General features: G+C 65.2%; 14 protein-coding genes and 1 pseudogene. 11 read left to right on the top strand and 4 right to left on the bottom strand.

The genetic code is table 11. The annotated features are described in order from the left end of the window. Position 1 precedes the first annotated feature (1 nt). From QHG62_RS04455 to QHG62_RS04445, 3 genes are all read left to right on the top strand, one after another. Positions 2 to 487 (top strand): hypothetical protein, encoded by a 486-nt coding sequence (locus tag QHG62_RS04455; RefSeq protein WP_281149636.1) that lies wholly within the window; start codon positions 2 to 4, stop codon positions 485 to 487. A 16-nt stretch (positions 488 to 503) separates the two neighbouring features. Beyond that, entirely contained in the window at positions 504 to 1,340 is an 837-nt protein-coding gene (gene kynA / locus QHG62_RS04450; protein WP_281149635.1) for a tryptophan 2,3-dioxygenase, read from the top strand. A gap of 81 nt (positions 1,341 to 1,421) precedes the next feature. Next, positions 1,422 to 2,672 (top strand): SMI1/KNR4 family protein, encoded by a 1,251-nt coding sequence (locus QHG62_RS04445; RefSeq protein WP_281149634.1) that lies wholly within the window; start codon positions 1,422 to 1,424, stop codon positions 2,670 to 2,672. A 21-nt stretch (positions 2,673 to 2,693) separates the two neighbouring features. Here the strand turns inward: QHG62_RS04445 and QHG62_RS04440 are convergent, their stop codons facing one another. The 4 genes and pseudogenes from QHG62_RS04440 to QHG62_RS04425 all read right to left on the bottom strand — a co-directional run bounded on the left by QHG62_RS04440 (position 2,694) and on the right by QHG62_RS04425 (position 6,460). After that, the gene (locus QHG62_RS04440; protein ID WP_281149633.1) at positions 2,694 to 3,878 is read right to left on the bottom strand and encodes an FAD-dependent monooxygenase; all 1,185 of its coding nucleotides are present in this window, start codon (positions 3,876 to 3,878) and stop codon (positions 2,694 to 2,696) included. A gap of 5 nt (positions 3,879 to 3,883) precedes the next feature. After that, positions 3,884 to 4,171 (bottom strand): DUF6587 family protein, encoded by a 288-nt coding sequence (locus QHG62_RS04435; RefSeq protein WP_281149631.1) that lies wholly within the window; start codon positions 4,169 to 4,171, stop codon positions 3,884 to 3,886. Positions 4,172 to 4,199: 28 nt separating this feature from the next. Then, a pseudogene (feoB, locus tag QHG62_RS04430) lies at positions 4,200 to 6,162 on the bottom strand (ferrous iron transport protein B). Continuing rightward, positions 6,155 to 6,460, bottom strand: coding sequence for a FeoA family protein (locus QHG62_RS04425; RefSeq protein ID WP_281149630.1), 306 nt, complete (start codon positions 6,458 to 6,460; stop codon positions 6,155 to 6,157). The pseudogene feoB and the gene QHG62_RS04425 overlap by 8 nt, the downstream one beginning before the upstream one ends. Before the next feature lie 368 nt (positions 6,461 to 6,828). On the opposite strand from QHG62_RS04425, the gene QHG62_RS04420 reads away from it, so the two are divergent. From QHG62_RS04420 to QHG62_RS04385, 8 genes are read left to right on the top strand one after another with little or no spacing between them, the layout of a single operon-like run. Further along, positions 6,829 to 7,224, top strand: coding sequence for a hypothetical protein (locus QHG62_RS04420; RefSeq protein WP_281149629.1), 396 nt, complete (start codon positions 6,829 to 6,831; stop codon positions 7,222 to 7,224). Next, positions 7,224 to 8,195, top strand: coding sequence for a virB8 family protein (locus QHG62_RS04415; RefSeq protein ID WP_281149628.1), 972 nt, complete (start codon positions 7,224 to 7,226; stop codon positions 8,193 to 8,195). Before QHG62_RS04420 ends, QHG62_RS04415 begins: the two co-directional genes overlap by 1 nt. Then, complete coding sequence (locus QHG62_RS04410; RefSeq protein WP_281149627.1) at positions 8,192 to 8,971, top strand: TrbG/VirB9 family P-type conjugative transfer protein; 780 nt, start codon at positions 8,192 to 8,194, stop codon at positions 8,969 to 8,971. Before QHG62_RS04415 ends, QHG62_RS04410 begins: the two co-directional genes overlap by 4 nt. A 32-nt stretch (positions 8,972 to 9,003) precedes the next feature. Continuing rightward, positions 9,004 to 10,224, top strand: a complete 1,221-nt coding sequence (locus QHG62_RS04405) for a TrbI/VirB10 family protein (RefSeq protein ID WP_281149626.1) — start codon at positions 9,004 to 9,006, stop codon at positions 10,222 to 10,224. A gap of 16 nt (positions 10,225 to 10,240) precedes the next feature. Further along, complete coding sequence (virB11, locus tag QHG62_RS04400) at positions 10,241 to 11,281, top strand: P-type DNA transfer ATPase VirB11 (protein WP_281149625.1); 1,041 nt, start codon at positions 10,241 to 10,243, stop codon at positions 11,279 to 11,281. Positions 11,282 to 11,300: 19 nt separating this feature from the next. Beyond that, positions 11,301 to 12,062: a lytic transglycosylase domain-containing protein gene (locus QHG62_RS04395; RefSeq protein ID WP_281149624.1), complete on the top strand. Its 762-nt coding sequence runs from the start codon at positions 11,301 to 11,303 to the stop codon at positions 12,060 to 12,062. A 39-nt stretch (positions 12,063 to 12,101) separates the two neighbouring features. Further along, positions 12,102 to 12,548 (top strand): TrbC/VirB2 family protein, encoded by a 447-nt coding sequence (locus QHG62_RS04390; protein WP_281149623.1) that lies wholly within the window; start codon positions 12,102 to 12,104, stop codon positions 12,546 to 12,548. Between the two features lie 7 nt (positions 12,549 to 12,555). Next, the gene (locus QHG62_RS04385) at positions 12,556 to 12,849 is read left to right on the top strand and encodes a type IV secretion system protein VirB3 (protein ID WP_281149622.1); all 294 of its coding nucleotides are present in this window, start codon (positions 12,556 to 12,558) and stop codon (positions 12,847 to 12,849) included. Positions 12,850 to 12,868: the final 19 nt, after the last annotated feature.

Raw genomic sequence — 12,868 nt, 5'->3', positions numbered from 1 at the left:
CATGAAACACAAATTGATCACCCTCTTCGCCTCACTCCTGATGCTGGCCGCACCGGCCTTCGCACAGCAGGCGAGCTACACGCTTGACCAGCTCAAGGCTTTCGTCGCCCTCACGCCCGATGCGTTCCGCCAACACGTCAAGGCCCAAGGTTTTTCCTACGCCGACAAGACCGTAACGCCCGAGGTCAGCATGATCGAATACGACAAGGTGGTCGACGACCACACGATCCGCTTCATGAAGTCCACCTACGCGGAAAGCCGCGCCGGCGAGAACAACATCCAGCTTTCGCTGACCGACAAGGCGGCCTTCGAGCGGCTGGTGAAGGAAGTGCGCGCCGCAGGCTACGCGCCGGCCGAAAAGGGCCGTATTCCGGGCGGCGAGACTTACCAGGAGTTCAAGCGCAAGAACGATGTCGTGCGTTTCGTCTATCCCGCCAAAGATTCGGTACCGGGCCTCCCCTCCTACACCGCCGTGGTCTGGCGATGATCCGCTGGCAAGCATCATGAGCACCGAAAAAATCGTTCACGAAGAAAAGGCGCAGCTGGATTTCAGCGCGTCGATGAGCTACGGCGACTACCTGCATCTCGACCAGATCCTCCACGCGCAGCACCCGCTCTCGCCCGCGCACGACGAAATGCTCTTCATCGTGCAGCACCAGACCAGCGAGCTCTGGATGAAGCTCATGCTGCACGAGCTGCGCGCCGCCACCAGCTGCATCGCGCAAGAAAAACTGGCCGACGCTTTCAAGATGCTCGCCCGCGTGAGCCGCATCATGGAACAGCTGGTTAGCGCATGGACCGTGCTCTCGACCATGACGCCGCCCGAGTACACCGCCATGCGGCCCTACCTGGCCAACTCGAGCGGCTTCCAAAGCGCGCAGTACCGCTGCATCGAGTTCGCGCTCGGCAACAAGAACGCCGCCATGCTCAAGCCGCATGCGCACCGGCCCGATCTGCTGGCGCAGGTCGACGAAGCCTACCGGTCGCCTTCGCTTTATGACGAATCGCTGAAGCTGCTGGCGCGCCGTGGCCTGCCGGTGCCCGCCGATCATCTGGAACGCGATTGGACGCAGCCCTATGAAGCCAGCGACGGTGTCGAGGCCGCATGGCTCACGGTGTACAGAAACCCGCACGACCATTGGGACCTGTACCAGCTCGGCGAAAAACTCACCGACCTGGAAGACGCTTTTCGGCTCTGGCGCTTTCGCCATGTGACCACGGTCGAGCGCGTGATCGGCTTCAAGCGCGGCACGGGCGGCACGGGCGGCGTGAGCTACCTGCGCAAGATGCTCGACGTGGTGCTGTTCCCCGAGATCTGGAAACTGCGCACGGACCTTTGATGCAGGCCGCACGCGGCCACCTTGCAAGTGCTTGCTCCATTTGCACAAAGCGCTACATTGGCATCAACGGAGGCGCTGCCAATGAAAGATGTCCAGTTCTCGCTCGAAGAGCTTGCCAACCTGCGCGAACATGGCGTGGTCCTGTTCGCGGACCGCGTGATCTTCGACGCGCAGCCCCCAATGCCCGCGCAGCAGATCGCCGCCATCCAGGCGCTGTGCGCGGGCCCCATTCCCGAGCCGCTGCTCGAACTGTGGCGGCAAACGGCGGGCGGCCGGCTCGACTACGACCTGTCGCTGCCGATGAACGGCAACATCGAATCCGTCAGTTGGTCGGAGCTGTTCTGGAACGGCAGTGACGGTTATCGCGACCTGCAGGGCTGGATCGCGCATGAGCAGGAACTTGCCGAAGAAGCTGCCGAAGAAGATGGCCGCGACTGGAGCGGCAAGCTCACGCACCTGCCATTCGGGGGCTTCGAGTATCTGGACCGGGTTTATGCGGTGGTCGAGCCCGGCCCTGAGCACGGCCACATCACCGCATGGAAGCACGGATTGCCGCCGGCCTGGACGCATGCGCTGCATGAAGACGGCGTGAGCACCATCGCACCCGACCTGTACAGCGCCCTTGGGGCACTGCATCTCGACGAAGACCCGCTGGCACCCACCGGCGATTACTTTTCCGGCCAGGCCCTGCTCCAGTACCTTGACGACCGGCACCAGGACCATGGCCTGGACCTCGACCTGATGGACAAGCTGGTGAGCTTCTATTGCCGCGCCGTGATCGACTGGCGCACGCCGCTGGCCAACGGAACGCTGCGCCGGCTGCCGGCCACTGCGCGCGCGGCGCTGCACCACGCCATTGCCAGCGACGATGCAGAGCTGGTGGCCGAGCTCGCCGCCGCAGGCGTGAGCTTCGACGGACCGCAGCAGGGAAGTGCGCTGGCCACGGACGTCGCAATAGGCAACGGTGCCTTTGCCGCAGCCATGGCGCTGGTCCGTGCGGGCGCTCCGGTGGCGCGCGACGCCTTGCGCAACATCGACGGCCAGATTTCACCCGAACTCACGCATGCGCTGCTCGCGAACGGGGCCGAGCCGAACGTGGCTGCCATCGTCAAGTGCGCGGCCTGCGGCGCGCCCGCAAGCGCCCACCTGATCGCCGATGCATGCACGCAGGCCGGCATCGACGTGTCGCCCGCTTTCGCCGCCGAGCGCGATGCGATGCTGGCCGAACTCGAGGCCACGTTGCTGGAGGTGCGCGACGGTTCCCATGGCCACTACCTCGGCCCCGAGGGGCTCGCCGAACGGATCGAGCACCTGCAGACATTCAGGCTCTGAGAACCGGGGCGCAGCGGCTTTTCAGCCCCCGTACAGCCAGGGCTGGTCCAGCAGCCGCGCGCCCAGCGTGCGCAGGGCAAGGTCGCGGCCCAGGCGCATGGGGCCGGTGGCATGAAAGACCTGTCCGTTGCGCCGCGCCCTTGCCTGCACCATCGCATTGCGCTGCCAGCGCGCCTCGGCATAACGCGCAAAGGCCGCCGGCACTTCGGCCGCCCCACCGTTGCCAAGCGCTTCAGCCAGGGCCACAGCGTCTTCGATGGCCATGCCGGCGCCCTGCGCGAGGTAAGGCACCATCGGATGCGCGGCATCGCCGACCAACGCAATGCGCTCGTGGGCCATGTCCGCCGCGCCGGACAACGGCGCGCGGTCGCAGAGCGTCCACGCACGCCAGCCGGGCATGGCTTCGAGCAGGGCTTGCAGGGCGCGGCCGCTGCGGCCCGTGGCCTGCTGCAGTGCGCCAAGACTGCTGGCCTGGTCCCAGTCGCGTGCATCGCCGGCCGGGGCGGATTCGGCAATCACCACCACGTTGAGCCAATCGCCGCCGCGTACCGGGTAAGCCACCACGTGCAGGCGGGGCCCGAGCCATACATCGATGCGGCGGCGGCGCAGCGCCTGCGGCAGTTCAGCTTGCGCGACCAGTCCGCGCCAAGCCGTGTGGCCTGTGACGCGGGGCGGCTCGGCCGCCGACGCCGATTCGAGCCGCCGGCGCGCCACGCTCCAGAGGCCGTCGGCGCCGACCAGCGCCTCCCCTTCCCAGGCGCGCGCACCGCTGCTCGAGATGCAGACGAGGTCATCGCTCATTTCGATCTGGGCAATGCGGGCATCGGTCACCAGGGTGCCCGAGCCTTGTGACCGCACGGCTTCGAGCAGCAACGAATGCAGGTCGGCCCGGTGTACGCAGAGGTAGGGGGCGCCATAGCGCCGGTGCATGGCATCGCCCAGCGGCAGGCGGGCCAGCTCGGTGCCGCTGCCGGCGCTCTGCACCACCAGCGCTTCGGGGCGCGCGGCGACGGCATCGACGCTCTTGCCCACGCCCAGTTGCTGTAGACGCCGCGTGACGTTGGGACCGATCTGGACGCCGGCGCCGATTTCGGTAAACGCAGCAGCCTGTTCGAAGACATCGACGCGATGGCCGGCTCGAAACAGCGCCAGCGCAGTAGCAAGCCCCCCGATGCCGCCGCCGGCGACGAGGATGTGTGCAGGCATCGGCCTCAGCGGCTGTGCGTGGACAGCGGGTCGCGGCCGGCTTCTTCGGCGTGTTTCTTGTCGGTGGCCTTGGGGCCGCAACTGCCGCAGCTGTCGCAGGAGCCGCAGCCTGAAGTCTTGGCGAGCGACGCCGCCAGTTGCTCGGCACGTTGCTGGTCGACAAGGCCCGCGCGGTGGGTGCCGGCCGCGACCTTCTGCGCGGCGCTGCGCCTCCAGCCCGCAGGCATCCAGCGCCACACCGCGTAGAACGCGGCAGCGGCGACGATCAATCCGACGATCAGTTGCTGTGCCATATCTTCTTGAAGCCTTTCATTGCAGGTTTTAACCTGCTCCGAGCGCCACTGCAACGCGGTAGGTAATGAAGCAGGCTGCGTAGGCAAGCGCGAAGAGATAGCCCGCCATGATCCACACATAGCGCCACGACCCTGTTTCGCGCTTCACGGCCGCCAGGGTCGAGATGCACTGCGGCGCAAACACGTACCAGACCAGCAACGACAGCGCCGTCGCGAGCGACCAGCTGCCAGCAATCAGCGGCTCGAGCTGGCCCGCCACATCGTCGCCGCTGGCCGCAAGCGCGTACACGGTGCCGAGGGCACCCACCGCCACCTCGCGCGCTGCCATGCCCGCCGCTGGCCGCAAGCGCGTACACGGTGCCGAGGGCACCCACCGCCACCTCGCGCGCTGCCATGCCCGGCACCAGCGCAATGGAGATCTGCCAGTTGAAACCGATGGGCGCAAAGATGTGCTCCAGGCCGCGTCCGATCATGCCGGCCAGGCTGTACTGGATGGCGGGCCCCGTGGCGCCTTCAGGCGGCGAAGGAAACGTCGACAGGAACCACAAGAGAATGGTGAGCGTGAGGATGATCGTGCCCACGCGCTGGATGAAGATCCATGCCCGCTCGTAGAGGCCCAGCGCGAGGTTGCGCAGGCTGGGCCAGCGGTAGGCTGGCAGCTCCATCATCAGCGGCGATTGCTGCTTGTTGTCGCGGAAGCGCTTCATCACCCATGCCACCGCCATGGCCGAGACGATGCCGAACACATACAGCGCGAACAGCACCACGCCCTGAAGGTTGAACACGCCGCCCACGGTGCGTGCCGGAATGAAGGCCGCAATCAGCAGCGCATAGACCGGCAGGCGGGCCGAACAGGTCATGAGCGGCGCAATCATGATGGTGGTGATGCGGTCGCGCCAGTTGCTGATGGTGCGCGTTGCCATCACGCCGGGAATGGCGCAGGCAAAGCTCGAAAGCAGCGGAATGAAAGAGCGGCCCGAGAGCCCCACGGTGCCCATTACGCGGTCGAGCAGGAATGCGGCACGCGGCAGGTAGCCCGAATCTTCCAGCGCCAGGATGAACAGGAACAGGATCAGGATCTGCGGCAAAAACACGATCACACCGCCCACACCGGCAATGACGCCGTCGACCAGCAGGCTTTGCAACATGCCTTCGGGCATGCGGGTCTTCAGCAGTCCGCCAAGGCCCTCGGTCGCGGCCTTGATCGCGTCCATTGGCACATTGGCCCAGCTGAACACGGCCTGGAACATCAGGAACATGGTGACCGCGAGCACCAGCATGCCCCACACGGGGTGCATCACCACGCGGTCGATGCGGTCGCTGGTAGCCAGGCTTCCAACGGGCTCGCGCACCGCAATGCCGAGGATGCGGCGCACTTCGCGCTGTGTGGCAAGCACGTCGTCCAGCCCCGGCGCCTGCCAGGGCTGCGGCGCGGCTGCGGCCACCGGCGCATCCAGCGCTTCGAGCAGGCCTTGCGCACCGCCGGAATGCACGCCAACGGTTTCGATGACCGGCACGCCCAGTTCGCGCGAGAGCACCGCCGTATCGATGGCAATGCCCTGCTTCTTGGCCATGTCGGTCATGTTGAGCGCCACCACCATCGGCAGGCCGAGGCGCTTGGCCTCGAGCACGAGCCGCAGGTTCAGCCGCAGGTTGGTGGCGTCTGTCACGCACACCAGCAGGTCGGGCAACGGCTCGCTGCTCTTGCCGGTAACCACGTCGCGCGTCACGGCCTCGTCGGCACTGAGCGCATTCAGGCTGTAGGCACCGGGCAGGTCGAGCACGAACACGCGGCGGCCCGATGCGGTGCGAAGCGTGCCCTCTTTGCGCTCGACCGTCACGCCGGCGTAGTTGGCCACCTTCTGGCGGCTGCCGGTGAGCAGGTTGAAGAGCGCCGTCTTGCCGCAGTTGGGGTTCCCGAGCAGCGCGATGCGACCCGGCTGCGCGGTGGCCGCAAGACGGCCCGGGCCCTGGATGACCGCCTCAACCATGGCAGGCGCCTTCCGGCATGCCCGGTGCCACATGGATCAGCGCGGCCTCGTGGCGGCGCAATGCGAAGGTGGTGTGGCCCAGCCGGACGGCGAGCGGCTCGCGACCCGGACGGCCGATGGCGACGATGCGCACCGCTTCGCCCGGCACGAAGCCGATTTCGGTCAGGCGCAGCGCCAGCTCCTGCCCCTCGGCATCGGCCGACCGCGCTACGTCCAGCACCGTCGCCCACTGATGGCTGGGTAATTCGTCCAGGCGGATAGACACAGGCGCAGCGGCCATGGGAAGCGGAATGGTCATGCGGTTTGGAACTCGTTCATCTCTGCAATGAGAACTATTATCATTGAAACGGGCTCACCCCTGGCCTCGGTGGGCCATCACTGCCCCCGCGTCAACCGCTCTGAAGTCTCGCCGATCGCATCCGCGAAGGCGAAGAACCCAAGCTGTTTACAGAACAAGCCAACGTATCGCCGCGTTAACGATATGGGGCATTAAATGCCGCCGATTCGTGCACTCCTGCACGGCGCTGCGCCGGCGCGTCCTCCTCATCTCCCTAAGATGAACGGACATAAAAAAGACTTCAGGGAGTCGCAGTGTTTAACCAAACGCAAGCTATTGCGTGGGGCGCTCGTGTGCGCGCTACAAGCCGCCTTTCGGCGGGTACGGCCTTGTCCATTCTGGCCGTCACGCTCGTCGGGTGCGGCGCGCCTGCAGCTAAAGACTATGGTGGCTCCTGGACGCCAGTGAACCGGTTCCAGAGTGCGGCCACCGAGATCCCGCTCTCGCCCGCCTACACGTTCTACGCCTCGCCCATGGACGCGACGCTCAGGACCATGCTGAAGCGCTGGGCGTCGGACAACGGGCTGCAGCTGTCCTATCAGATAGGTTCCGACTTCACCCTTCACCAACCCGTAGCCAAGGTCCGCACAAACGACCTCCAGTCCGCAACGGGTGAGCTGAGCGCCATCTACGCGCCGCAGGGGGTGTCCATTTCGGCGGACGGCAAGCAAATCCTGGTTCAAGCCGCGAGCGCCGCCGAGCCGGCCGCACCCGGGCCGCGCTGATGTTCAAGAACAAGGCGCCGGCTTCGAAGGTCGACGAAGCCATCGGCCAATCGGTCAACTTCGAACTCACTGTTGCGGACATTACGCGACGCAGCGAGCGGCGCGCCTGGTGGGTTGCAGGCTCCGCCGTGGTCATGTCGCTGGTGCTGCTGGGCGGCTACTTCTACGTGCTGCCGCTGAAAGAGAAAGTGCCGTACCTGGTCATCGCCGATGCGTACACAGGCACCAGTACCGCCGCGCGCCTGACGGACGATGTCGCATTGCAACGCATCACAACGAGCGAAGCGATCAATCGCAGCAACGTTGCCCACTTTGTGCTGGCCCGCGAATCCTACGACCTCGCGATTACCAATTTGCGCGACTGGACCACGGTGCTGACCATGTCGTCGGGCAACGTCTCCGGCGGCTACACCAACTTGTATTCGTCGGGAAATCCCGCCAACCCGTACACGCTTTACGGCAAGGACAAGGCCATCCGGGTCCGCATCCTGAGCATCACCCTGATCGGCGGTGGAGGCGGCGAAGTTCCCAAGGGCGCCACGGTGCGCTTCCAGCGCAGCGTCTACAACAAGCAGAACGGTTCCTCGGCGCCCCTGGACAGCAAGATCGTGACGATGGCGTTCACCTACAAGTCGAACCTCACGATGGACGAGCAGCAGCGAATCGAAAACCCGCTCGGCTTCCAGGTTACCGACTATCGCGTGGATACCGACTACGCGTCATCGCCGCCGGAAGAAGTCCTTAGTAATCCCAAGCCCGCCGAAAGCATGCCCGCGATGCCCGGCGTAGCGCTTCCGCCGGGCACCGATGGCCTTGCCGGCGCGGCAGGCGGTGCCCCAGCAGTGGCTTCGCCTGCGCAAACCGCTATGCCAACCACTCCTCCTCCACCCGGCTTCGGGGCCCCAGGTGCTCCCGCGCCCGCCCCGGCCGTCGCGCCGACAAGTGCCAATCAGGGAACGCGCCGCCGATGAAATCACAACAGTCCAACCACCGCCGACGGACGCTGATGGCCGCAGCGTGCGCAGTCATCGCCGGCGCCATGCCCTGCGCCTTTGCGCAAACCGTCCAGATGTACGAGTACCAGTCCGAACGCATCTACCCGGTGCGTGCCGGCCTGGGCATCAGCACCCAGATCGAGCTGAGTCCTGAAGAAAAGATCCTCGACTACAGCACGGGCTTCAGCAGCGGCTGGGACCTCAGCCGCCGCGACAACGTCTTCTACCTGAAGCCGAAGAACGTCGATGTGGACACCAACATGATGATCCGCACCGCGACCAATTCGTACATCTTCGAACTCAAGGTCGTGGCCACCGACTGGCGAACCCTGGAACAGGCGCGCAACGCGGGCGTTCAATACCGGATCAAGTTCACCTATCCCGCCGACATGACCTTCGGCAAGGAAGCCAAGGCCGTCGCCGAGGCGCCGGCGCTCAATACGGCGCTGCTCAAGGACCGAAGCTACAACTTCGAGTACGACTTTTCCACCAGCAGCGCCGGCGCTGCGTGGTTGGTTCCGGTCAATGTCTACGACGACAGCCGCTTCACCTACATCAAGCTGAGCGACCTCAAGCAGTTCCCGACGGGCAACTTTCCGACCGTCTACATGCGCCAGAAGGAGCGCGACGAAGACTCGCTGGTGAACACCACCGTCGAAGGCAGCACCCTCATCGTCCACGGGACCTATCCCTACCTGGTCATCCGCCACGGCGACAACGTCGTGGGTCTTCGCAGGAACACCGCCCAGTGAACCAACTTCCTCCTTCCCGACCAGGAGACGCCGTGCCTGACCACGATCAACAAGATCCCTCGTACGGCAACAGCCAGTCTGCTTCAGCAGCCAATCCCTATTCGAAGCAATTCGAGGGCATGGGTGCGCCCGCCGCACCCAACCTCGATGCGCACGCGCCGGAACTCAAGTCCAGCGAAATGCAACGCATGAATCGCCGTGCACTCGGTTTCCTCGCGGGCATCGTGCTTCTGCTCGGGTTGGCTGCCATTTGGCTGATCGGCAACGTGCTGCGCCCCGACAAGCCACAACAAGCCAAGGAAGAAGTGGTAACGGTTCCAGCAGCGCCTCAACTTCCGCCGCCACCGCCGCCTCCACGGGTCACCGCGCCACCAGCCCCTCCCATTCCCTTGGCCCAGCCGGCGCTGCCGCAGATGCCATCCGGACCGCAAGGCCCACAAGGTCCGACGCTCATGGAGCGCCGCATGGCATCGAGCGCGGGCACGATCGCAGTGAGTCCCGCTGATGGTGGCCAGCCCGGACAGGGCCAATATCCCGCCATGGCGCCAGGCATGGGCGGCATCCCCGGCATGCCCGGCGCGGGCGGCGACCAGGGCATTGCGCCGAACAGCGCCTATCGCATGAAGCCGCTGTCGGCCGTGTCGAGCGCGCAGGCCCTCGTCCACCCGAACGTGCTCATGCTGCGCGGCACCTACATCCGCTGCGTGCTGGAGACGCACATCGTCAGCGACATTCCGGGCTTCACGTCCTGCGTTGTGACCGAGCCGGTCTATTCCGTCACCGGCAAGCGCCTGCTGCTGCCGAAGGGCTCCAAGGTGCTCGGAAAGTACGACACCGAACCCAATGGCGATCGCATCGCCGTCATCTGGGACCGCATCGTCACCCCGAACGGGATCGATGTGAACATGGCCAGTCCCGGCGTCGACAACCTCGGCGGCTCGGGCCATCCGGGCCACCTCGATCAGCACTGGGGCCAGCGCATCACTTCGGCGCTGCTGATCAGCATGTTTGCCGACGCCTTCAAATACGCACTGGCACAGAACGGCCCGCAGTCGACCACCGTTGCAGCGGGCGGGCTCGCCGTTCAGTCGCCTTACGAGAGCACCACGGCGCAGACCTTGCAGAACCTGGCCAGCCAGGCCGTGCGCCGCAACGCCAACCGGCCCGACACGGTCACCATCAACCAGGGCACGGTCGTCAATGTCTACGTCGCCAAGGACGTCGACTTCAGCGCCGTGGTCGCGAGCTTCTGACACGGCATAGCGTTGCATGACCGAAGAACTCGTTGCCGCCGTCTCGAACGAATTTCTGGATTACCAGTACCAGGTGCTGGGCATCCGGGACTTCATGCACTCGCCCGACGTCACCGAAATATGCATCAACCGGCCCGGCGAGATTTACCTTGAAAACCGTTCCGGCTGGCAGCGCGTCGAGGTGCCAGGTCTCACCGCCGCGCGCGCGCTCCAGTTCTGCACCACCGTGGTCAACGAGAGCAACACGGGCCAGCGCATCACCGACGTCAACCCTGTCGTCTCGCTGACCTTTCCTACGGGCCAGCGCGCGCAGTTCGTCATTCCCCCGGCCGTCGAAGCGAGCCAGGTGTCCATCACCATCCGCCTTCCGTCCAGGCAGACCCGCACCCTGGGCCAGTACCACGAGGACGGGTTTTTCGACAAGCTGCTCGAAGAAACATCGGGTATCAGCGCGCACGACAGGGAACTGCTCGAACTGCGCGCCGCAGGTCGCTACGCAGATTTTTTCAGGCAGGCCGTCCTGCACAAGAAAAACATCGTGGTCTCGGGTGCCACCGGCAGCGGCAAGACCACCTTCATGAAGTCGCTCGTCCACCACATTCCGGCCGACGAGCGCCTCGTCACCATCGAAGACGCGCGCGAACTCTTCATCGAGCAGCCGAACGTGGTGCACCTGCTCTACTCCAAGGGCGGCCAGAGCACCGCCAACATCAGCGCGAAGACGTGCATGGAAGCATGCCTGCGCATGAAGCCCGACCGGATCATCCTGGCCGAGTTGCGCGGCGACGAGGCGTTCTATTTCATCCGCAATTGCGCCTCGGGCCATCCGGGCTCCATCACGAGCTGCCACTCTGGCAGCACCGAGCAAACCTGGGACCAGCTGGCGCTGATGGTCAAGGCCTCGAGCGAAGGCGCCGGGCTCGAGTTCGCCACCATCAAGCGGCTGCTCATGATGACCATCGACATCATCGTGCACATCAAGGCGCATGCGGGGCGGCGGTACATCACGGGCATCGACTTCGATCCCGGTCGCCTGTCGCCGTCCGGCGCTTCCTGAGGAAGAAGGAACAAACACCGTGTTCCCAGGATTGGAAGCCATCGCTTGCCCCAACCTCGCCGTTCCGGCGCAGGTGATGCGGCACGTCGTGCACGTCGAGTCCGGCGCCAATCCCTTCGCCATCGGCGTGGTCGGAGGCCGGCTCGTGCGGCAGCCCAAGACGCTCGAAGAAGCGGTGGCCACGGCGCAAATGCTCAAGTCGAAGGGCTACAACTATTCGCTTGGCGCAGCGCAAGTCAATCAAGTCAACTTTCGCAAGTACGGGTTCGACACCCATGAGAAAGCCTTCGATCTTTGCGCCAACCTGGCCGCCGGTGCCAGCATCCTCGCGAGCTGCTATGCGCGCGCTGGAGGAGACTGGGGCAAGGCCTTCAGCTGCTACTACTCGGGCAACTTTGTGACCGGCTTTCGCAGCGGCTACGTGCAGAAAATCTACGACTCCATCGGCCGCGGCGTCACCGTCGCACAAGCGCCGGCCGCGCCGCCCGCCGCGATTCCCCTGCGTCCGCCCGGCGCTCCATCCGTTGCGGCAACGCAAGCCACCACTGCGGCATCGCGCATATCGATGCGCGTAGTTCCACTGGGTACCTCCATGCCACCGGTTGCCGCGCCTGCAATCACTGCCGCGCCCGTTGTCCCGTCAGTTGCTGCCGCAGCGGGCGCCGCCCCCGATGTCTTCGTGCCCCAGGTTCGCCATCCAGGCGCGGGCAACGTGCCAGCCGCTGCAGTGCAAGCCGCTCCGATCGATCGCCCTGCCGGCGACGGCGCCTTCGTTTTCTGACGCGGCTCTTCATTTTTATCAACCAGAGAGGAACTCACCATGCACCGCCCACACAACAACACCACCGCTTCGTCGTTCGCCCGCAGCGCGCGCGCACGCACGCTTCGCGATCTCGCGATTGCCGCGCTGATCGTCCTGCCTTGCCTTGCGGCGCAGGCGGCAGGGTCTGCAGACGGCGGCCTTGGAGAAACCGCCTGCGGTTTTGTCAAAACCATCGTCGGCGTGCTCAACGCCGTGTCCATCGTGGTCGTCACCGTGGCCATCATCTTCTCTGGCTACCAGATCGCATTCGCCCACAAGCGCATCAGCGACGTGGCTCCGGTCTTCATCGGTGCCCTGCTGATCGGCGCGGCCACCCAGATCGCCAAACTGTTTCTCGGCGGCAGCTCCACCGTCGGCGGCGGCACCAGCTGCTCGGCCAGCATCGCGGTCGACCCCTTGACCCAGCTCGCCGGCATCGTGCAGTCGCTGGCCCGCTATGCATAAGAACGCGATGTTCCGCGGCTGCACGCGCCCGCCCATGTTCATGGGCGTGCCCTACGTGCCCTTCTTTCTGGGCGCGGGCGGATGCATGTTGCTGGCCATGTACTTCAACCTGTTCTATCTGCTGCTGATTCCGCCGGTGATCTTCGCCATGCGCATGATGGCCAAGCGCGACGAATTGATTTTTCGGCTGCTTGGGCTGCGCCTGCAGTTCCGCATTCGCACGCGCAACATCGCGCAGCACGAGGGTATGTGGGTGTTCACGCCCAACGTGTACCGCGGGCAGTCCAGAGACAACGTCTAGAAGAAGCCGGGATTCCACA

The sequence above is a fragment of the Variovorax paradoxus genome, assembly GCF_029919115.1.
Taxonomy (GTDB): domain Bacteria; phylum Pseudomonadota; class Gammaproteobacteria; order Burkholderiales; family Burkholderiaceae_C; genus Variovorax; species Variovorax paradoxus_O.
This window is presented reverse-complemented; position numbering and strand designations above follow the sequence as displayed.

Bases quoted from the DNA above. Each gene is read 5' to 3' on its own strand.
- QHG62_RS04390 (WP_281149623.1), top strand. From the start codon at position 12,102: ATGCACCGCCCACACAACAACACCACCGCTTCGTCGTTCGCCCGCAGC.
- QHG62_RS04435 (WP_281149631.1), bottom strand. From the start codon at position 4,171: ATGGCACAGCAACTGATCGTCGGATTGATCGTCGCCGCTGCCGCGTTC.
- QHG62_RS04385 (WP_281149622.1), top strand. From the start codon at position 12,556: ATGTTCCGCGGCTGCACGCGCCCGCCCATGTTCATGGGCGTGCCCTAC.
- QHG62_RS04445 (WP_281149634.1), top strand. From the start codon at position 1,422: ATGAAAGATGTCCAGTTCTCGCTCGAAGAGCTTGCCAACCTGCGCGAA.
- kynA (WP_281149635.1), top strand. From the start codon at position 504: ATGAGCACCGAAAAAATCGTTCACGAAGAAAAGGCGCAGCTGGATTTC.
- QHG62_RS04415 (WP_281149628.1), top strand. From the start codon at position 7,224: ATGTTCAAGAACAAGGCGCCGGCTTCGAAGGTCGACGAAGCCATCGGC.
- QHG62_RS04455 (WP_281149636.1), top strand. From the start codon at position 2: ATGAAACACAAATTGATCACCCTCTTCGCCTCACTCCTGATGCTGGCC.
- virB11 (WP_281149625.1), top strand. From the start codon at position 10,241: ATGACCGAAGAACTCGTTGCCGCCGTCTCGAACGAATTTCTGGATTAC.
- QHG62_RS04440 (WP_281149633.1), bottom strand. From the start codon at position 3,878: ATGCCTGCACACATCCTCGTCGCCGGCGGCGGCATCGGGGGGCTTGCT.
- QHG62_RS04425 (WP_281149630.1), bottom strand. From the start codon at position 6,460: ATGACCATTCCGCTTCCCATGGCCGCTGCGCCTGTGTCTATCCGCCTG.
- QHG62_RS04410 (WP_281149627.1), top strand. From the start codon at position 8,192: ATGAAATCACAACAGTCCAACCACCGCCGACGGACGCTGATGGCCGCA.